This is a genomic window from Streptomyces sp. rh34, from assembly GCF_002551245.1.
Classification (GTDB): Bacteria; Actinomycetota; Actinomycetes; order Streptomycetales; family Streptomycetaceae; genus Streptomyces.
The window spans coordinates 1-19,301 of sequence record NZ_NTGZ01000092.1 but is presented as its reverse complement, the minus strand read 5'-3'; the positions used below and the strand labels follow the sequence as shown (position 1 = coordinate 19,301).

Genomic DNA, 19,301 nt, shown 5'->3' with positions numbered 1-19,301 from the left:
GGCACCGGCGCGTGTCGCGTGCGCGGATGCCGGCCTTCCGGCTGCCAGGCGGGCGGATGCGGATCGACGAGGTGTCGACTGTTCCGTTGTCCCCGGGGCAATGTTGCTTTCCCCGGTAATCATTTGTACAGCGGCGGGTGCCGCATTGTGAAGCCCAGCCAATTACATGCGCGTGTCCGTGTGCAATCCGTGTGCAATCCGGACGCGATTTTTCCCAGACCTTTTCCCGCACGGTGTCGCGGCTGATATCTCGGCGTGATCCGCGCAGGGTCCCCGCCCTGTCCGTCCCGTCCGATATCTACCCGCGTAGAAATTTTGGCCAGGTACGCTGAGTGGACCCGCGGGGGTCTGGGGAACCCCCCGGAGAGACAGCCGCACCACACCACCACACCGGGAGTGCCAGTGGCACGCGTCGTAGTCGACGTCATGCTCAAGCCCGAGATCCTCGACCCGCAGGGACAGGCGGTGCAGCGCGCACTGCCCCGTCTCGGCTTCGAGGGAATCGCGGACGTTCGTCAGGGAAAGCGTTTCGAGCTGGAGGTCGAGGGGCCGGTCGACGACGCCGCCCTCGCCCGTATTAACGAGCTGGCCGAGACGTTCCTCGCCAACACCGTCATCGAGGACTTCGTCGTGAAGGTGGAGGAGGAGAAGTGACCACCCGTATCGGTGTCGTCACTTTTCCCGGCACCCTCGACGATCAGGACGCCCTGCGCGCCGTCCGGATCGCGGGCGCCGAGCCCGTATCGCTGTGGCACCGCGACAAGGACCTGCACCAGGTCGACGCGGTCGTTCTGGCGGGCGGTTTCTCCTACGGGGACTACCTCCGCGCCGGCGCGATTTCCCGCTTCTCGCCGGTCATGGAAACCCTCATCGAGCAGGCGAAGGCCGGTATGCCGGTCCTCGGCATCTGCAACGGTTTCCAGATCCTGACCGAGGCGCACCTGCTGCCGGGCGCGATGCTGCGCAACAACCACCTCCACTTCATCTGCCGCGACCAGAAGCTGCGGGTGGAGAACGCGGAGACCGCCTGGACCTCGGACTACAGCGGCGGCCAGGAGATCAGCGTCCCGCTCAAGAACATGGACGGCCGGTACACCGCCGACGAGCGCACGCTCGACGAGCTGGAGGCCGAAGGGCGCGTCGCCTTCCGCTATCTGGACGGCAACCCCAACGGCTCGCTCCGCGACATCGCGGGCATCACCAACGCCGCGGGCAACATCGTCGGCCTGATGCCACACCCGGAGCACGCCGTGGAGCCGCTCATCGGCACCGGTCGCACCGACGGCCTCGGTTTCTTCACCTCGATCATCAAGAAGCTGGTCAACGCATGAGCCTGGATACGGTCAAGCACGCGGCCGAGACCCCGGACGCCGAGCAGCCCTGGAAGGAGCTCGGCCTCAAGGAGGACGAGTACGCCCGGATCCGCGAGATCCTGGGCCGCCGTCCCACCGGCGCCGAGCTCGCCATGTACTCCGTGATGTGGTCGGAGCACTGCTCGTACAAGAGCAGCAAGGTCCACCTCAAGCAGTTCGGCGAGAAGGTCCCCGCCAACGACGCCATGCTCGTCGGCATCGGCGAGAACGCCGGCGTCGTCGACGTCGGCCAGGGGTACGCGGTCACCTTCAAGGTCGAGTCGCACAACCACCCCTCGTACATCGAGCCCTACCAGGGCGCGGCCACCGGCATCGGCGGCATCGTCCGCGACATCCTCGCCATGGGCGCCCGCCCGATCGCGGTCGTCGACCCGCTGCGCTTCGGCGCGGCCGACCACCCCGACACCAAGCGCGTCCTGCCGGGCGTCGTCGCGGGCATCGGCGGCTACGGCAACTGCCTGGGCCTGCCCAACATCGGCGGCGAGGTCGTCTTCGACGCCTGCTACCAGGGCAACCCGCTGGTCAACGCCGGCTGCATCGGTGTGATGAAGCACGAGGACATCCACCTCGCCAAGGCCTCCGGTACCGGCAACAAGGTGATCCTCTACGGCGCCCGCACCGGCGGCGACGGCATCGGCGGCGTCTCCGTGCTGGCCTCGGAGACCTTCGAGTCCACCGGCCCGGCCAAGCGCCCCGCCGTCCAGGTCGGCGACCCGTTCCAGGAGAAGCTCCTCATCGAGTGCACCCTGGAGATCTTCGGCGAGAAGCTCGTCGACGGCATCCAGGACCTCGGTGGCGCCGGGCTCTCCTGCGCCACCTCCGAGCTGGCCTCCGCCGGTTCCGGCGGAATGCGCGTCGAGCTGGACACCGTGCCGCTGCGCGACTCCTCCCTCTCGCCCGAGGAGATCCTCATGAGCGAGTCGCAGGAGCGCATGTGCGCGATCGTCGAGCCGCAGCACGTGGACCGCTTCCTGGAGATCTGCGAGAAGTGGGACGTCATCGCCACCGTCATCGGTGAGGTGACCGAGGGCTCCCAGCTGGAGATCTTCTGGCACGGCGAGCAGATCGTGGACGTGCCGCCGCGCACCGTCGCCCACGAGGGCCCGGTCTACCACCGTCCGTTCGCCCGCCCGTCCTGGCAGGACGCGCTCCAGGCCGACGACGCCGGCGAGCTCGCCCGGCCGGGAGACGCCGCAGAGCTGCGCGAGCAGGTCCTGAAGCTGGTCGCCTCCCCGAACCAGGCCTCCAAGTCCTGGATCACCGACCAGTACGACCGCTTCGTCCAGGGCAACACCGTGCTGGCGATGCCCGAGGACGCGGGCATGGTCCGCATCGACGCCGAGTCGAACCTGGGTGTGGCCATGGCGACCGACGGCAACGGCCGGTACGCCAAGCTCGACCCGTACGCCGGTGCGCAGCTCGCGCTGGCGGAGTCGTACCGCAACGTCGCCGCATCCGGCGCGAAGCCGCTGGCGATCTCCAACTGCCTGAACTTCGGTTCGCCCGAGGACCCGGACGTCATGTGGCAGTTCGCGGAGGCCACCCGCGGTCTCGCGGACGGCTGCCTGGAGCTGGGCACCCCGGTCACCGGCGGTAACGTCTCGCTGTACAACCAGACCGGTGAGACGGCGATCCACCCGACGCCGGTCGTGGCCGTGCTCGGCGTGATCGACGACGTCAACCGGCGTACGCCGGTCGCCTTCGCGGAAGAGGGCCAGCTCCTCTACCTGCTGGGCGACACGGCTGAGGAGTTCGGCGGCTCGGCCTGGTCCGAGGTCGTCCACCAGCACCTGGGCGGCCTGCCGCCGAAGGTGGACCTCGGCCGCGAGAAGCTGCTCGCCGAGATCCTCATCTCGGCCTCCCGCGACGGCATGATCGACGCCGCGCACGACCTGAGCGACGGCGGTCTGATCCAGGCCGTCACCGAGTCCTGCCTGCGCGGCGGGAAGGGCGCCCGGCTGGTCGTGCCGGACGGCCTGGACGCGTTCACGTTCCTCTTCTCCGAGTCGGCGGGACGCGCGGTCGTCTCGATCCCGCGCAGCGAGGAGCTCCGCTTCAACGACATGTGCGGCGCGCGCGGTCTGCCCGTCACCCGCATCGGTGTCGTGGACGGCGAGGAGATCGAGATCCAGGGCGAGTTCAGCATCCCGCTGAGCGAGCTCCGTACGGCGCACGAGGCGACGATCCCCGCGCTGCTCGCCTGAGCCGCGCGCCGACCGGCACCTCCGAAGCCCCCGCCCGGGCCCTCCGGGCGGGGGCTTCGGCTTTCCCCCTACCCCTTGATAGAGATTACGTAATTACGTAAGGTTGGTGTCATGGAGCTGGAGCAGCGGGTCGCCGAGCTGGAGAGGCGGCTCACGGCACTGGAGCGGCAGGACTCCGGGTCCCCCCGCCTGGGCGACGGCGACTTCTGGGCGCTGGACGGGCTGAAACAGCAGCTGACCGAGGTCGGGGAGGCCGCGGCCGACGGAGGAGTGCTCTACACGGGCGCGGTCCGGCTGCCCACCGGCGAGAGTTACGAGTGGCAGTACGGCGCCCTCACCGAGGCTCTGTTCGACGGGGACTGGGCGGACGCCGCCGATTCGTTCGCCGCGCTGGGCCACCCGGTCCGGCTGCGGCTGCTCCGCGAGATCCTCGGCGGTCTGAGGACGACCGCCGAACTGGCCGCGCTCGACGCGTTGGGCACCACCGGCCAGATCTACCACCACCTGCGCCAGCTGACCGGCGCGGGCTGGCTGCACGCGGCGGGCCGCGGCAGGTACGAGGTGCCGCCCGCCCGGGTCGTACCGCTGTTGGTGGTGCTGACGGCGGCGCGGCCCTGACCTGACGACGAGAGACACGAGACCTTGGGGGAGAGATGTCCGTCCGCACCGCCGTTCCGATCGCCATGCGGCTGTCCTGGCTGGTCCTGTTCGCGCTGATGATCGGCGAGTTCGTCACGGATCTGCCCGGACCGGGCTGGGCGACGACCTTCCTGCCCGCGACGGTCGTCGTCGCCCTCATGGTGGCGACGACGGTCCTGCAGGCCCGTGCCGCCGCACCGCGGGGCGAGCCGAGGCCTCCGGTGGAGGTCGACCCGCCGGTCACCGGAGGCTGGACGGCCCTGAACAGCCCGGCGGACAAGGTGCCGAGCCATGGGACGCACGCGTACGGGCAGACGTACGCGATCGACATCGTGGCCGACCCGGAGACGGGAGAGGGCGAGCCCCCGGCCCGGCCGGCGTTCCGTTGGCTCTGGCCGCTCTTCCGCCGCAACCGCGCCTTCCCGGCCTTCGGCTCCCCGCTGCTCGCGGTGGCCGATGCCACGGTCGTGAAGGCGAGCGACGGCCAGCGCGACCACCTGAGCCGCAACTCGCTGCCCGCTCTCGCCTATCTGATGCTCATCGAGGGCACCGTCCGGTCGATCCTCGGCGTGCACCGGGTCATCGGCAACCACGTCGTCCTTGACCTCGGCGACGGTACGTACGCCGTCTACGCGCACGTCCGGCGCGGCTCGCTCCGGGTGGAGGCCGGGGACACCGTCCGGGCCGGACAGCGGATCGCGCGGTGCGGCAACTCCGGGAACACCACCGAACCCCACCTCCACTTCCAGCTGATGGACGGCCCGGACCTCGACAACGCCCGGGGCGTCCCGTTCACCTGGCGGGGGGTCGGCGTCCCCGCGAACGGCGCTACGTTCACGGTCGGTGAGCGGGCCGGAGTGCGGGCCACGGTCGGTGAGGCGGCCGAGGTGCGGGCCCGTGACCAGGTTGCGGAGGCCTGACCGGGTGATGTCCGTGGGGCCGGTTAGTCTCGGCCCCATGCCCCCGGCCAAGAAGCGCCCGCGCACGTACGACCACCTCAGGACCCGGACGGCGGTCCTCGCCCAGTTCGCGCATGTGCGTGACGCCGTCGCCGTGTTGACGCCCGACCAGCTTGCCCGGCCGACCCGGCTCGGTGACTGGACGGTGCGCGAGCTCGTCGCGCACGTCGCGATCGGGCTGAGCAGCGTCACCGGGTCCGTGGCCCTGGCGGAGCCGCCCGGCCCCAAGCCGCACGTCACCCTGCTGGAGTGGCCGTCGGTCACCGCCGCGCACGCCGCCCGGATCGCCGAGGGCGTCGAGGAGGTGGCGGCCGGCCACCCCGACCTCACCACGCTGTTCGAGGAGGCGGAAGCGGGGTTCACCGGTGCCGTCCCGGCCACCGGCACGGGAGAGCGGCTGCTGGCCACCCGGGTCGGCTCCATGCGGCTGACCGACTACCTGGTCACCCGGACCGTCGAGCTGATCGTCCACACGGACGACCTGAACGAGGCGCTCGGGCTGGAGATCCCCTACGACCGGCAGGCCCTGGCCGCCTGTACCCGGCTGCTGGCGGACGCCCTCGCGGACCGGGCGCCCGGCGGCTCGGTCGAGGTGCGGGTCCCGCCGTTCGCGGTGGTCCAGTGCATCGGCGGGCCCAAGCACACCCGGGGCACCCCGCCCAATGTCGTGGAGACCGGCCCGCTGACCTGGATCCGGCTCGCCACCGGGCGTACGGAGTGGGCGCGGGCCCTGGAGGACGCCGAGGTCAGCGCCGGCGGGGAGCGGGCGGACCTGGCCGAGCTGCTGCCCCTGATGGGCTGAGGCGCCCACCGGGGAAGCGGAGCGGGCGGAACCGGATCCGCCCCCCGTTCCGTCACATCGCCATGCGCACACAACGGATGACCCTCAGCGTCAGTGTCCTGGCCCTCCTCACCCTCGCCGCCTGCGGTACGGAGTCGAGTTCCGGCTCCGGCAAGGGATCCGGCGACGGCGGCGACAGCGTGCGGAGCGACGTCCCCGTCACCGGGGTGGCGTGGAGCGTCGACTCCGTGACCGTCGGCGGGAAGAAGACCGAGGCCCCGGAAGGGGCCCGGCTGGAGATCGACCCGAAGGGCCGGGCCGAGGCCGACTTCGGCTGCAACCACATCAGCGTGGACGCCCGGGTGAAAGGCGACCGGATCACCCTGGGCAAGCCCGTGACGACGCAGATGGCGTGCGAGGAGAACATCGAGAAGTTCGAGAAGGCCGCCATCGACGCCATGGGCGGCGAGCACACCGCGGAGCTCTCCGGCGACAAACTGACCCTCACCACCGAAGGCGGCGACTCGATGGCACTCAGCGAGGAGAAGCCCGCCGACCTGGCGGGCACCCGCTGGGCCGTGACCACGTTGCTCAGCGGCGAGACCGCCACGACCGTACCGGCGGACCTGCCCAAGGAGAAGACGCCCCATCTGACCCTCGCCGACGACGGCACCGTGCAGGGCCACTCCGGCTGCAACTCCTTCCGCGGTCGGGCGACGGTCAAGGGCTCCACGATCACGTTCGGACCGGTGGCCGGCACCCGCAAGATGTGCCCGGAGGCCGAGATGGACGTGGAGCGCGCCGTGCTCGCCGCCCTGGACGGCAAGGTCACGTACACGATCAAGGGCAAGGCCCTCACGCTCACCGCGGACGACGGCAAGGGGATCGGCGCCACGGCCACACCTGCCGGGGCCGAGAAGAGCTCCCGGCACGGCTGAGCCCGGCTCCCCGGTGTGAGGCTCACCACGAAACGAGCGTTCGGGCAGCGGCCGGGGCGGCGATCGGGCAGGTTCACCGAACGCCACGGCCGCCCGGCCGCCCCCACCGGCCCCTACCTGTCGGTAACCGGGCTCCGGGCCCGGAAGTGAGCGCCGCGTTCGCCTCGTGGAGCCCGCCCCGCCCGCATGATCGTCACGCAGCGTCACCGGTCGAAGTCCCGCGAATCGCCCTCCCCGGGCGGCGGGCGGGCCCGTTCCCCAGGGACCGCCGTCGGTTTGCCCGCCGGTCCCCAATTCGGACCAGTGGTCGATCTCGCCTACACTCGGTGCTGTGCCCCGTGGTGATGGACGACTCAACCACGACCTGCTCCCCGGAGAGAAAGGCCCCCAGGACGCTTGTGGCGTCTTCGGTGTCTGGGCTCCGGGTGAAGAGGTCGCCAAGCTCACCTATTTCGGACTGTATGCCCTGCAGCACCGCGGACAGGAATCCGCGGGCATCGCAGTGAGCAACGGGTCCCAGATCCTGGTCTTCAAGGACATGGGACTGGTCTCGCAGGTCTTCGACGAAACGTCTCTGGGTTCTCTCCAGGGCCATATCGCGGTCGGTCATGCCCGCTACTCCACCACCGGTGCCTCGGTGTGGGAGAACGCGCAGCCGACGTTCCGTGCCACCGCGCACGGCTCGATCGCCCTCGGTCACAACGGGAACCTGGTCAACACCGCCCAGCTCGCGGAGATGGTCGCCGACCTCCCGCGCAAGGACGGCCGCGCCACCCAGGTCGCCGCGACCAACGACACCGACCTGGTGACCGCGCTGCTCGCCGGGCAGCGCGACGAGAACGACAAGCCGCTCACCATCGAGGAAGCCGCCGCCAAGGTGCTCCCCGACGTCAAGGGCGCGTTCTCCCTCGTCTTCATGGACGAGCACACGCTCTACGCCGCCCGCGACCCGCAGGGCATCCGCCCGCTGGTGCTCGGCCGGCTGGAGCGCGGCTGGGTGGTCGCCTCCGAGTCCGCCGCGCTCGACATCTGCGGTGCCAGCTACGTACGCGAGATCGAGCCGGGCGAGCTCGTCGCCATCGACGAGAACGGCCTGCGCACCACTCGATTCGCAGAAGCGAAGCCCAAGGGCTGTGTCTTCGAGTACGTCTACCTGGCCCGTCCCGACACCGACATCGCCGGGCGCAACGTCTATCTCTCCCGGGTGGAGATGGGCCGCCGACTGGCCGCCGAGGCCCCCGCCGACGCGGATCTCGTCATAGCGACCCCGGAATCCGGCACCCCCGCGGCCGTCGGCTACGCCGAAGCCAGCGGAATCCCGTTCGGCGTCGGACTGGTCAAGAACGCCTACGTCGGCCGGACCTTCATCCAGCCGTCCCAGACCATCCGGCAGCTGGGCATCCGGCTCAAGCTCAACCCGCTCAAGGAAGTCATCAAGGGCAAGCGCCTGGTGGTCGTCGACGACTCGATCGTCCGCGGCAACACCCAGCGCGCCCTGGTCCGGATGCTCCGCGAGGCCGGTGCCGCCGAGATCCACATCCGGATCTCCTCGCCGCCGGTGAAGTGGCCCTGCTTCTTCGGGATCGACTTCGCGACCCGCGCCGAACTGATCGCCAACGGCATGACCGTCGACGAGATCCGCACCTCGATGGGCGCCGACTCCCTCTCGTACATCTCGATCGACGCGATGATCGAGGCGACGACGATCGACAAGCCGAACCTCTGCCGCGCCTGCTTCGACGGCGAATACCCGATGGAGCTCCCGGACCCGGAGCTGCTCGGCAAGCAGCTGCTGGAGACCGAGCTGGCGGCGGGCCCGGCGGCGACCGCCGCGGCCGACGCGCTGCGCCGTCCGTGACCCGGACGCGCCGCCGCATCCCCCACCAGCCCCGTATCTCCACACGAAAGATCCCAGGCCATGTCTGAGACAACAGGTGCTTCCTACGCGGCGGCCGGCGTCGACATCGAAGCCGGTGACCGTGCCGTCGAGCTGATGAAGGAATGGGTGAGGAAGACCCAGCGCCCCGAGGTCGCGGGCCTCGGCGGCCTCGGCGGCTTCGCCGGGCTCTTCGACGCCTCGGCGCTGAAGCGCTACGAGCGCCCGCTCCTCGCCTCCGCCACGGACGGCGTCGGCACCAAGGTGGACCTGGCGCGGAAGATGGGCGTGTACGACACCATCGGCCACGACCTCGTCGGCATGGTCGTGGACGACCTCGTCGTCTGCGGCGCCGAGCCGCTGTTCATGACCGACTACATCTGTGTCGGCAAGGTGCATCCCGAGCGTGTCGCGGCCATCGTGAAGGGCATCGCCGAAGGCTGTGTCCTGGCGGGCTGCTCCCTGGTCGGCGGCGAGACGGCCGAGCACCCGGGTCTCCTCGGCCCGGACGACTTCGACGTCGCCGGCGCCGGTACGGGCGTGGTCGAGGCCGACCGCCTGCTCGGCCCGGACCGTATCCGCAAGGGTGACGCGGTCATCGCCATGGCGTCCTCCGGTCTTCACTCGAACGGGTACTCGCTCGTCCGCCACGTGGTCTTCGACCGGGCCGGCTGGTCCCTGGACCGCGAGGTCGAGGAGTTCGGCCGCACGCTCGGCGAGGAGCTCCTGGAGCCCACCCGGATCTACTCCCTGGACTGCCTGGCCCTCACCCGTACGACCGAGGTGCACGGCTTCAGCCACGTCACCGGCGGCGGCCTGGCGAACAACCTGGCCCGGGTGATCCCGGACGGCCTGCACGCCACCGTGGACCGCTCCACGTGGACGCCCGGCGCGGTCTTCGACCTGGTCGGCAAGGCCGGTCAGGTCGAGCGGCTGGAGCTGGAGAAGACGCTCAACATGGGCGTGGGCATGATCGCGATCGTCCCGGCCGACTCGGTGGACGCCGCACTGACGACGCTGGCCGACCGCGGGGTCGACTCCTGGGTCGCCGGAGAGGTCACCGACCGTGGTGACCGCGCCACGGGCGCCGAGCTGACCGGCGACTACGCCCGATAGACAGCGTCACGCCGCGGTGTGCCGGGCAGCCCCGCCCGGCACACCACGGCACCCCGGGAAGACCGGATCGGGACACACAGAACCCGGCCCGGGGCAGGCCCCGGACCGGGTTGATGTGTCAGCGCGAGGTCAAGCGCCGCGGCGCTGTGACGACGGACCGGACTGATCGTCCTGATCCTCGTCATCGTCCTGGTTGTAGCGATCCGCGTACTGTGCGTACGGGTCATCTTCCTCGTCGTCGTCCTCGAACGGCTCTGCGTTCGGTGGCTGACTCGAAGGCGATGCGCCCAGCTCATTGGCCAGACGCGACAGGTCAGTCCCGCCGCTGCTGTACTTCAGCTGGCGGGCGACCTTGGTCTGCTTGGCCTTTGCCCGGCCGCGCCCCATGGCTCGACCCCCTCGGTGACGGGGCTCGACGGCCCCAGAGTCTTGACACGCGTTCATGTTTCAGGACGGACTCTCGGCAGAGAGACCGTGCCTGTAGAGCTTTAACGGTACCTGCTTCCGTGGCCATACGGTACGCCGCCCGCATTCCGGTCCCGGCACAGGGCCAGTGAGGAGCCCCGTCCTCCCTGGTCAACTGCGATTTTAACCTCTTGTGGAGGTACGACCCGCCGACCGGCGTGAGTCTTGTCTCGCCGGTCGGCGGGCCGTGGGGGCGGCTGAGGGCCGCCCGGTTCAGCGGGCGTGCGCCTCCGCCATCCGCTGTTCGGCGAGCCGATCGGCCGCCGCGGCCGGCGGAATCCCATCCGCCTTCGCACGTGCGAATATTTCCAGCGTGGTGTCGAAGATCTTCGCCGCCTTCGCCTTGCACCGGTCGAAGTCGAACCCGTGCAGCTCGTCGGCCACCTGGATCACGCCACCGGCGTTGACCACGTAGTCGGGCGCGTAGAGAACCGACCGGTCGGCCAGGTCCTTCTCCACGCCCGGGTGCGCCAACTGGTTGTTGGCCGCGCCGCACACCACCTTCGCGGTGAGCACGGAGACGGTGTCGTCGTTCAGCGCGCCGCCGAGCGCGCACGGGGCGTAGACGTCCAGGCCCTCGGTGCGGATCAGCGCGTCGGTGTCCGCCGCCACGGTTACCTCGGGGTGCAGATCGGTGATCCGGCGCAGCGACTCCTCGCGGACGTCGGTGATCACGACTTCGGCGCCGTCGGCGAGCAGGTGCTCGACGAGGTGGTGGCCCACCTTGCCGACCCCGGCGACGCCGACCTTGCGGCCGCGCAGCGTCGGGTCGCCCCACAGGTGCTGGGCCGAGGCCCGCATGCCCTGGAAGACGCCGAACGCGGTGAGCACCGAGGAGTCGCCCGCGCCGCCGTTCTCGGGGGAGCGGCCGGTGGTCCAGCGGCACTCCCGGGCGACGACGTCCATGTCGGCGACGTAGGTGCCGACGTCACAGGCGGTCACGTAGCGGCCGCCGAGCGAGGCGACGAACCGGCCGTAGGCGAGGAGGAGTTCCTCGCTCTTGATCTTCTCCGGGTCGCCGATGATGACGGCCTTGCCGCCACCGTGGTCGAGACCGGCCAGGGCGTTCTTGTACGACATCCCGCGCGACAGGTTCAGCGCGTCGGCGACGGCGTCCGCCTCGGAGGCGTACGGGTAGAAGCGGGTGCCGCCGAGGGCCGGGCCCAGGGCGGTGGAGTGGAGGGCGATGACGGCCTTGAGGCCGGTGGCACGGTCCTGGCAGATCACTACTTGCTCGTGACCTCCCTGATCCGAGTGGAACAGGGTGTGCAGGACGCCGTCGGTCACATCGGTCACTGTGGTGACTCCCAAGTACGAAGCGGCGGAGGCCCTCCTAGGGGTGGGGAGAGCCCCGGACCGACCGGCACGGCCGGTCCGATGGGCAAGAGCGTAAGTCCTCCGGCGGCTCGGATCCGCCCCCGGGCGAAGGATCACCCCCTGGGGGTGTACCGCCGTGACACGATGCGCTCCATGTCGGTGGTGTCTTCGGTGCTCGTCCCTTACACGTCCTACCTCCGGATCTACGAGCCGCTCGCTGCCTTCGCGGAGCCCGAGCGCAGCCACTGGGCGCGCTACGCGCAACGCGAGGAGCTCCCCACGGCCCAGGACGAACTGCGTCGTTCGCTGGCCGACTTGGCGTCGACGCCGCCGGTCGGGGTGCCCGTGCACGAGAGCGGCGACGCGTTCGTGACGGAGCTGGACGGGGTGGTGTGCGTCTGCCCGTGGCGGACCAGGCTGCGGGGCTGGCTGGCCCTGGAGGAACTGGGGGGCATGTTTCCGGCCAACGTGCTCGACATCGTGCTGCCGGCGGTGGTGCGCGGCCAGGCCGCGGCGGACCACGCGCGCTGGCAGCGGCTCCACCCGGACGCGAGGCCCTGGATCCGCACCACGGTGTGGCAGGTCCCGGTGCGCTGGTTCGTCCTCTTCCGCGACGAGGAGCGGGAGTACGTGGCGGCGGGCGGCGAGGGGGCGGGGCCCGTACTGCGTTACCGCACCCCGATGGTCGAGGCCCGGCGCCGGCTGGCGCGGGCGCTGCGGACGCTGCGCGGACACGTTTCCGAGGGCCCGCTGACCGAGGGCCTGGTGGACGTGGGGCGCTGGCTGGAGGAGTTCCATCCGCGCTCCCTGGTCGAGCTGGACTACGGGGGCCTCGTGCACGCGTTGCCGGCGGAGCGGCTCGCAGGGGACCGGTCGGCGGCGGATGTGGCGGAGGGGCTCGCCGCGCTGCGGGACGGCGACAGCGAGGGCGCGGGGGAGGCGTACGCGCGGCTCGCGGAGCGCTGGCGGGCGGTCCGGGACCTCCAGTTCACCAATTGACGTGAAAAGACCCACAGCGGCATCAAGGTGATGGAACCGGGGCATCCTTCATTCAGGACGGCCGAGGGGCCGGCGGACCGGCCGCGAGCCGGAGCGTACGGAAGGAGGAGGAGGCCGGGTCGCCTCGACGGAGGGCGACGAAGAGGGGCTCGACAAACAGTTGACGGGCCGTGAACCTGTGCCCTGTGCGGCCCGTGTGATGGATGAGGCGGAAGTGTGTTCCGCTGGGTCTGGGACCTACGTCCTGAACCGGGCCTTTGCCTCAAGCGTGATGGACAGCACTAACGGGGCCCTTGCGCCTATCCCTACTCCTCGTGCCAAAATAGGACAAGGAGTCCGGGGAGGGCTCCTTCTGTCCAAGTAAGGGCAGGATGCTCGACATTGCACTCTATGGGGGGTCTGACGGACTCCCGATCGCTCTGTGACTGATCGTCACTGGGGTGTGACTGTCCGCTATGGCATGGTCCATCGGCTTCCGTCGCTGATGAACACCTGGGAGGGCAATTCCATCGGTTTGGCCGACGTGGCTGGGCGGATGGTGTAGTTGTAGTGCCGAGGACAAGCCGTTCGTCCTATAACCGACTCGGCCCGCGTCCGCCATTCCGGGCAACGTGGGTCAAGGTGCAGAATTTAGAGGAAAGAACCGAGAAGGTTCGGTTCTCCCGAGGAGGCCGCTCATGACCGCTCGCACCCCTGATGCCGAGCCGCTGCTGACCCCGGCTGAGGTTGCCACGATGTTCCGCGTGGACCCGAAGACGGTCACCCGTTGGGCCAAGGCTGGCAAGCTCACGTCCATCCGCACGCTCGGTGGACATCGCCGGTACCGCGAGGCCGAGGTCCGCGCACTGCTTGCGGGTATTCCGCAGCAGCGCAGCGAGGCCTGACACACCCCTGTCTCGCGGCAATACAGCAGCACAGCATCACAATCCGGGCAGCTGCAAGGTCCCCCAACCCCAGCCGCCCACCCATAGCTCCACTCGACGGACGCCTGCCCCAACGGGCGTCATACCTGTGTTCTACGGGTGCCGTCGTATCGATCGCGCTGGACTCCGCCGGGTCCAGCGCGATCTTTTTTGTGCCCGGAGGGTGCCCGGACGGCCCCCGGCAGGACCCCCGAACGGCCTCACCGGGCCGTTCCCGGCCTTCTCGGGCCGGTCGGGTCCAGAACCGGGCGGTCGGTTGGCTTCAGGGCTCCGGAAGGCTCCCCGGCGCCCTGTCTGCGGCCGGCCCGAGGGAGGTTCGGCGGGCCCGGGCTCCGGGTGGCTCCGGGTGGCCTTCGTGGGTCTGTGAGCGGGTCTGTGCGGGAGTGGGGGAGAGCGTCCCGGACATGGTGGGGACGTGGTGGGACAGCCCCGGACGGAACGGTCCTCGGGTACCCGTCACCCTCGTGCAATTGCACATATTAAATTCATCAGTTGTAGGGGAGGTGTAAAATCCCCCGGTCGGAAAACTGCTTCGGTGACTACCGTCACACCGCGCGATGCTTGCCAACTCCGAGCCTGCCACTGTCCGGACGCGGAAGCATCCGGCCGATGGTCATGTCGCGGCAGGTCTTTCGGCCCCGGCCCGCTCCCCGCTCCGGCCCCGCTCCGCGTCCCGGCCGCCGCTCCCGCTCCCTTCCCCGCCCCCGCCCGGCCGCACGGCGTCCCGCCGGGCGCCGGAGGGGTCCCCGGACGCTCCCCGCTCCCCGTCGCCCCCGGGCTCCATGGCGAGGCGCAGGAGGCGATGGCAGACCGCGCAGTGCCGGGTGAGGTGGCGATAGGCGGAAGCGGCCGCCAGATGGGCGCGCAGCAGTGCGCGGGTCTCATGTCGTGCTGTGGGCGCGGACATACGAGCCACCTCCCGGTGAGCCCGGCCGTCCCCCGCCGTGAGAAGCGCCGAGGGAACAGGGACGGCCCCTGCTCTACGAGGTACCCGTGGCAGATGCCGCCGTCAAGACGCGAGAAAGCCCGGATCGAAACGATCCGGGCTTTCTTCTACTGCGGTCCTGACGGGATTTGAACCCGCGGCCTCCACCTTGACAGGGTGGCGAGCACTCCAAACTGCTCCACAGGACCAGGTTTTCGCCGCTTGCCTTGCGGCTTGCTGCGAAACCAGACTGTACAGGAGGTGGGAGGCCCAGGTCGACTTCACTCCTGGTGGTGACTCCGTCACGGTCTCCCGGGCCTCGCCGAAGCCTCCGTGTCAGGGCGCGAGGGCGTCGATCGCCTTCACGATCCGCTTGTCCGAGACGGGAAACGCGGTGCCCAGCGCGTGGGCGAAATAGCTGACCCGCAGCTCCTCGATCATCCAGCGGACGTCCAGCACCTCCTGCGGCACCGGCCGGCCCTGCGGAAGCTGTTCGAGCAGCCAGGCGTACTCGTCCTGCATCTCGTGGACCTTCGCCATCCGCGTGGTGTCCCGCTGGACGGCCGTCGGCATCTGCTGGAGCCGCCGGTCGGCCGCCACGAGATAGCGCATCAGGTCCGGCAGCCGGCGCAGTCCCGTGGCCGTAACGAAACCGGGCGGTACGAGACGGGCCAGCTGCTCGCGCACGTCCGTGACGTTGGCCACCAGCGTCAGGCTGTTCGTCGACTTCAGCCGGCGCTCGCAGGCCTGCCAGGCGGCCAGGATCTGCTGCACCTGGTCGATCGTGCGGACGGTCAGGTCCACCAGATCGGCGCGCACCTTGTCGTAGAGCGTCCGGAACGCCTTCTCGTCCCAAGCCGGTCCGCCGTGCGCGGCGATCAGCCGGTCGGCCGCGGCGGTGGCGCAGTCCTCGAAGAGCGCCTGGACCGAACCGTGCGGATTACGGGACAGGGCCAGCTTCTGCTGGTTGGAGAGCCGGTCGGAGGCGAACTTCGCCGGGTTCACCGGGATGTTCAGCATGATCAGCCGCCGGGTGCCGCGCCACATGGCCTGATGCTGCTCGGCCTCGGTGTCGAAGAGCCGTACGGCCACGGTGTCGCCCTGGTCGACGAGCGCCGGATAGGCCTTGACCGGCTGCCCGGCACGACGCGTCTCGAAGACCTTGTCCAGCGTGCCGATCGTCCAGTCGGTGAGGCCGGACCGCTCGATGGACTCGCCGGACGGCCCCGCGGTCGCCGCGGCCGCCTGGGAGAGCGCCTGCCGGGCCTTCGGCCGCAGCTGGAGCTTCAGCGCCTCCAGGTCCTTGTCCTCGGCGACCTTGCGCCGCCGCTCGTCGACGATCCGGAACGTGATCTTCAGATGGTCCGGGACCCGGGAGAGGTCGAAGTCGTCGGCCGTGACCGGCACGCCGACCATCCGCTGGAGCTCCCGCGCCAGCGTGAACGGCAGCGGCTCCTGGAGCGGGACCGCCCGGTCGAGGAACTTGTCGGCGTAGTTCGGCGCGGGGACGTAGTGCCGGCGGATCGGCTTCGGCAGCGAGCGGATCAGCTCCGTGACGACCTCCTCGCGCAGCCCCGGGATCTGCCAGTCGAAGCCCTCGGAGGTGACCTGGTTGAGCACCTGGAGCGGTACGTGGACGGTCACGCCGTCCGCGTCCGCACCCGGCTCGAACTGGTACGTCACCTTGAACTTGAGCTTCCCCTGCCGCCAGGAGTCCGGGTAGTCGTCCTTGGTGACGGCCCCGGCCTTCTCGTTGATGAGCATGGAGCGCTCGAAGTCGAGCGCGTCCGGCTCCTCGCGCTTCTTGCTCTTCCACCAGGAGTCGAAGTGCGCCCCGGACACGATGTGCTCGGGAATCCGCCGGTCGTAGAAGTCGAACAGCGTCTCGTCGTCCACGAGGATGTCGCGGCGGCGGGCGCGGTGCTCCAACTCCTCGACCTCTCCGAGGAGTTTGCGATTGTCATGGAAGAACTGGTGGTGGGTGCGCCAGTCGCCCTCGACCAGGGCGTTGCGGATGAACAGATCCCGCGAGGCCTCCTGGTCGATACGGCCGAAATTGACCTTGCGCTGAGCGACGATCGGTACCCCGTAAAGGGTGACCCGTTCGAACGCCATCACCGCGGCCTGGTCCTTCTCCCAGTGCGGCTCGCTGTAGGTGCGCTTCAGCAGATGCCCGGCGAGGGGTTCGATCCATTCGGGCTCGACCTTGGCGTTGACCCGCGCCCACAGCCGGGAGGTCTCCACCAACTCCGCCGACATCACGAACCGGGGCTGCTTCTTGAACAGCGCCGACCCGGGGAAGATCGCGAACTTGGCGCTGCGCGCGCCCACGTACTCGTTCTTCTCGGTGTCCTTCAGCCCGATGTGCGACAGCAGCCCGGCCAGCAGCGAGGTGTGCACCGCCTGCTCGGGGATGGACGCCTCCGCCTTGGGCTCCTCGACGGTGATGCCCATCTGCTTGGCGACCGTACGCAGTTGCGCGTAGATGTCCTGCCATTCGCGGATACGCAGGAAGTTCAGGTACTCCTGCTTGCACATCCGCCGGAACGAGGACGAGCCGCGCTCCTTCTGCTGCTCGCGGACGTAGGCCCAGAGGTTCAGATAGGCCAGGAAGTCGGAGGTCTCGTCCTTGAACCGGGCATGGTTCTGGTCGGCCTGGGTCTGCTTCTCCGCGGGCCGCTCGCGCGGGTCCTGGATGGAGAGCGCGGCGGCGATGACCATGACCTCGCGGGCGCAGCCGTTGCGGTCGGCCTCGATGACCATGCGGGCCAGACGCGGGTCGACGGGCAGCTGGGAGAGCTTGCGGCCGAGTGGGGTGAGCCGCTGCCCCTTCTTCCCCTCCTGGGGGGACTTCTCCCCGTGCTCCAGGGCCCCCAGCTCCTGGAGGAGCTGCACGCCGTCGCGGATGTTGCGGTGGTCCGGCGGGTCGATGAAGGGGAACTTCTCGATGTCGCCGAGCCCGGCGGCGGTCATCTGGAGGATGACGGAGGCGAGGTTGGTCCGCAGGATCTCCGGGTCGGTGAACTCCGGCCGGGTGACGAAGTCGTCCTCGGAGTACAGCCGGATGCAGATGCCGTCCGACGTACGGCCGCAGCGGCCCTTGCGCTGGTTGGCGCTGGCCTGGGAGATCCGCTCGATCGGCAGCCGCTGGACCTTGGTGCGGTGGCTGTAGCGGGAGATACGGGCGTTGCCCGGGTCGATCACGTACTTGATGCCGGGGACCGTCAGCGAGGTCTCGGCCACGTTCGTCGCCAGGACGATGCGGCGTCCCGTGTGGCGCTGGAAGACGCGGTGCTGCTCGGCGTGCGAGAGGCGCGCGTAGAGGGGGAGCACCTCGGTATGCCGGAGGTTCCGTTTGTTCAGCGCGTCCGCCGTATCCCGGATCTCGCGCTCGCCGGAGAGGAAGACCAGGACATCGCCCGGGGCCTCGTGCCCCAGCTCGTCGACGGCGTCGCAGATCGCGGTGATCTGGTCGCGGTCGGAGTCCTCGCTCTCCTCTTCGAGAAGGGGGCGATACCGCACCTCGACGGGGTACGTACGCCCGCTGACCTCCACGATCGGCGCCTCGCCGAAGTGGCGGGCGAACCGCTCCGGGTCGATGGTCGCCGAGGTGATGACGACCTTCAGATCCGGGCGCTTGGGCAGCAGCCGGGCCAGATAGCCGAGCAGGAAGTCGATGTTCAGGGACCGCTCATGGGCCTCGTCGATGATGATCGTGTCGTACGCCAGCAGCTCGCGGTCCGTCTGGATCTCGGCGAGCAGGATGCCGTCCGTCATCAGCTTCAGATACGTCGACTCCGGGTTCACCTGGTCGGTGAAGCGGACCTTCCAGCCGACCGTCTCGCCCAGCGGCGTCTTCAGCTCGTCCGCGACCCGCTCCGCGACCGTACGGGCGGCGATCCGGCGGGGCTGGGTGTGCCCGATCATGCCCCGGACGCCGCGTCCCAGCTCCATACAGATCTTGGGGATCTGCGTGGTCTTGCCGGACCCGGTCTCCCCGGCGACGATCACGACCTGGTGGTCGCGTATCGCCTCCAGGATCTCGTCCTTCTTCTGGCTGACGGGCAGCTCTTCCGGATACGACAGGGCCGGCAGCCGGGACGCGCGCACCGCGAGCCGTTCGGCCGCCTTGCCCGCCTCGGCCGCGATCTCGTCCAGCACGGACTGGCGGGCCTCGGGCTTGCGGATGCGGCGCGCTCCTTCGAGGCGCCGGCCGAGCCGGTTCGCGTCACGGAGCGAGAGCTGTCCGAGCTGGGACTGGAGATCGGCGAAGGAAGTAGACATACGGCTCCCAGGATCTCACCCGGGCCCACGGAGTGGCGACCTCATTTCGCGCGGGCTGCGTCACGCGGCACGTACCATTTCGGGCAGTCGAACGCTTTGTCACCGCCCCAGCGCGAGAAAGGCCCGGTTCCGTGTCCCGTACGCAGTGGTGGAGCCTGGCGGCGCTGCTCACGGTCGTCGTGGGACTGCTGTGCGGACCGGTGGCGACGGCGGTGCCCCCGACAGCCGCTTCCAGGGGCACCGCGCCGGCGGTTTCCGCGCCTTTCGCCTCCGCGCCGACGGCTTCCGCCGCGCGGGCCCCGGCCCCGGCCCAGGCCCAGGCCTCGGTGGCCGAGGACGCCGACGCGGGCACCCCGGTCCCCGGCTGCGGGAAGCTCCGCGACCACGACGGCGAGCCCGCCGTCCCCTCCCGCGCCCGCTCCGCGTACGACCACCCGCCCGGCCTCGCCCCGTGGGGGCTGCCCGCGGCGACGGGCTGTCTCTTATACACATCTCTGATGGC

At 70.0% G+C, this 19,301-nt stretch carries 16 protein-coding genes and 1 tRNA gene; 12 read left to right on the top strand and 5 right to left on the bottom strand.

Annotated features, from left to right (window positions below):
- Positions 1-402 precede the first annotated feature (402 nt).
- The 9 genes from purS (at position 403) to purM (ending at position 9,886) form a co-directional block, all read left to right on the top strand.
- Positions 403-654 carry a phosphoribosylformylglycinamidine synthase subunit PurS gene (gene purS, locus CR470_RS18590; RefSeq protein WP_003968034.1) on the top strand — a complete coding sequence of 84 codons (252 nt, stop codon included), beginning with the start codon at positions 403-405 and terminating at the stop codon, positions 652-654.
- Positions 651-1,331, top strand: coding sequence for a phosphoribosylformylglycinamidine synthase subunit PurQ (purQ, locus tag CR470_RS18585; RefSeq protein ID WP_097868702.1), 681 nt, complete (start codon positions 651-653; stop codon positions 1,329-1,331). Before purS ends, purQ begins: the two co-directional genes overlap by 4 nt.
- Positions 1,328-3,577, top strand: coding sequence for a phosphoribosylformylglycinamidine synthase subunit PurL (gene purL, locus CR470_RS18580; protein WP_097868701.1), 2,250 nt, complete (start codon positions 1,328-1,330; stop codon positions 3,575-3,577). The genes purQ and purL overlap by 4 nt, the downstream gene beginning before the upstream one ends.
- A 111-nt stretch (positions 3,578-3,688) precedes the next feature.
- Complete coding sequence (locus tag CR470_RS18575) at positions 3,689-4,195, top strand: ArsR/SmtB family transcription factor (RefSeq protein ID WP_097868700.1); 507 nt, start codon at positions 3,689-3,691, stop codon at positions 4,193-4,195.
- 35 nt (positions 4,196-4,230) lie between these two features.
- Positions 4,231-5,136, top strand: a complete 906-nt coding sequence (locus CR470_RS18570) for a M23 family metallopeptidase (protein ID WP_097868699.1) — start codon at positions 4,231-4,233, stop codon at positions 5,134-5,136.
- Between the two features lie 37 nt (positions 5,137-5,173).
- Complete coding sequence (locus tag CR470_RS18565; RefSeq protein ID WP_097868698.1) at positions 5,174-5,977, top strand: maleylpyruvate isomerase family mycothiol-dependent enzyme; 804 nt, start codon at positions 5,174-5,176, stop codon at positions 5,975-5,977.
- Between the two features lie 62 nt (positions 5,978-6,039).
- Positions 6,040-6,894, top strand: coding sequence for an META domain-containing protein (locus CR470_RS18560; RefSeq protein ID WP_097868697.1), 855 nt, complete (start codon positions 6,040-6,042; stop codon positions 6,892-6,894).
- 331 nt (positions 6,895-7,225) lie between these two features.
- Entirely contained in the window at positions 7,226-8,752 is a 1,527-nt protein-coding gene (gene purF, locus CR470_RS18555) for an amidophosphoribosyltransferase (RefSeq protein WP_097868696.1), read from the top strand.
- Positions 8,753-8,812: 60 nt separating this feature from the next.
- Entirely contained in the window at positions 8,813-9,886 is a 1,074-nt protein-coding gene (purM, locus tag CR470_RS18550; RefSeq protein WP_097868695.1) for a phosphoribosylformylglycinamidine cyclo-ligase, read from the top strand.
- A 129-nt stretch (positions 9,887-10,015) separates the two neighbouring features.
- Here purM and CR470_RS18545 read toward each other — a convergent pair whose 3' ends face one another.
- Together CR470_RS18545 and CR470_RS18540 are read right to left on the bottom strand one after the other, a co-directional pair.
- Positions 10,016-10,273 (bottom strand): DUF3073 domain-containing protein, encoded by a 258-nt coding sequence (locus tag CR470_RS18545; protein ID WP_007447468.1) that lies wholly within the window; start codon positions 10,271-10,273, stop codon positions 10,016-10,018.
- A 291-nt stretch (positions 10,274-10,564) separates the two neighbouring features.
- Positions 10,565-11,647 carry a Leu/Phe/Val dehydrogenase gene (locus tag CR470_RS18540; protein WP_097868694.1) on the bottom strand — a complete coding sequence of 361 codons (1,083 nt, stop codon included), beginning with the start codon at positions 11,645-11,647 and terminating at the stop codon, positions 10,565-10,567.
- Positions 11,648-11,821: 174 nt separating this feature from the next.
- On the opposite strand from CR470_RS18540, the gene CR470_RS18535 reads away from it, so the two are divergent.
- Both CR470_RS18535 and bldC read left to right on the top strand, forming a co-directional pair.
- Positions 11,822-12,667, top strand: coding sequence for a hypothetical protein (locus tag CR470_RS18535; RefSeq protein ID WP_097868709.1), 846 nt, complete (start codon positions 11,822-11,824; stop codon positions 12,665-12,667).
- A 677-nt stretch (positions 12,668-13,344) separates the two neighbouring features.
- A complete protein-coding gene (bldC, locus tag CR470_RS18530; RefSeq protein ID WP_003949541.1) occupies positions 13,345-13,551 on the top strand; it encodes a developmental transcriptional regulator BldC in 207 nt (68 codons plus the stop codon).
- 652 nt (positions 13,552-14,203) lie between these two features.
- Here the strand turns inward: bldC and CR470_RS18525 are convergent.
- The 3 genes from CR470_RS18525 to hrpA all read right to left on the bottom strand — a co-directional run bounded on the left by CR470_RS18525 (position 14,204) and on the right by hrpA (position 18,799).
- Complete coding sequence (locus CR470_RS18525) at positions 14,204-14,497, bottom strand: DUF6274 family protein (protein ID WP_097868693.1); 294 nt, start codon at positions 14,495-14,497, stop codon at positions 14,204-14,206.
- A 152-nt stretch (positions 14,498-14,649) separates the two neighbouring features.
- Positions 14,650-14,724 (bottom strand) — tRNA-Asp (locus tag CR470_RS18520).
- Between the two features lie 127 nt (positions 14,725-14,851).
- Positions 14,852-18,799 (bottom strand): ATP-dependent RNA helicase HrpA, encoded by a 3,948-nt coding sequence (gene hrpA, locus CR470_RS18515; RefSeq protein WP_097868692.1) that lies wholly within the window; start codon positions 18,797-18,799, stop codon positions 14,852-14,854.
- 131 nt (positions 18,800-18,930) lie between these two features.
- Between hrpA and CR470_RS18510 the strand changes: the two genes are divergently transcribed.
- Positions 18,931-19,301, top strand: a 371-nt coding sequence (locus CR470_RS18510) for a hypothetical protein (protein WP_107489479.1), incomplete at its 3' end; no start/stop codon positions are given.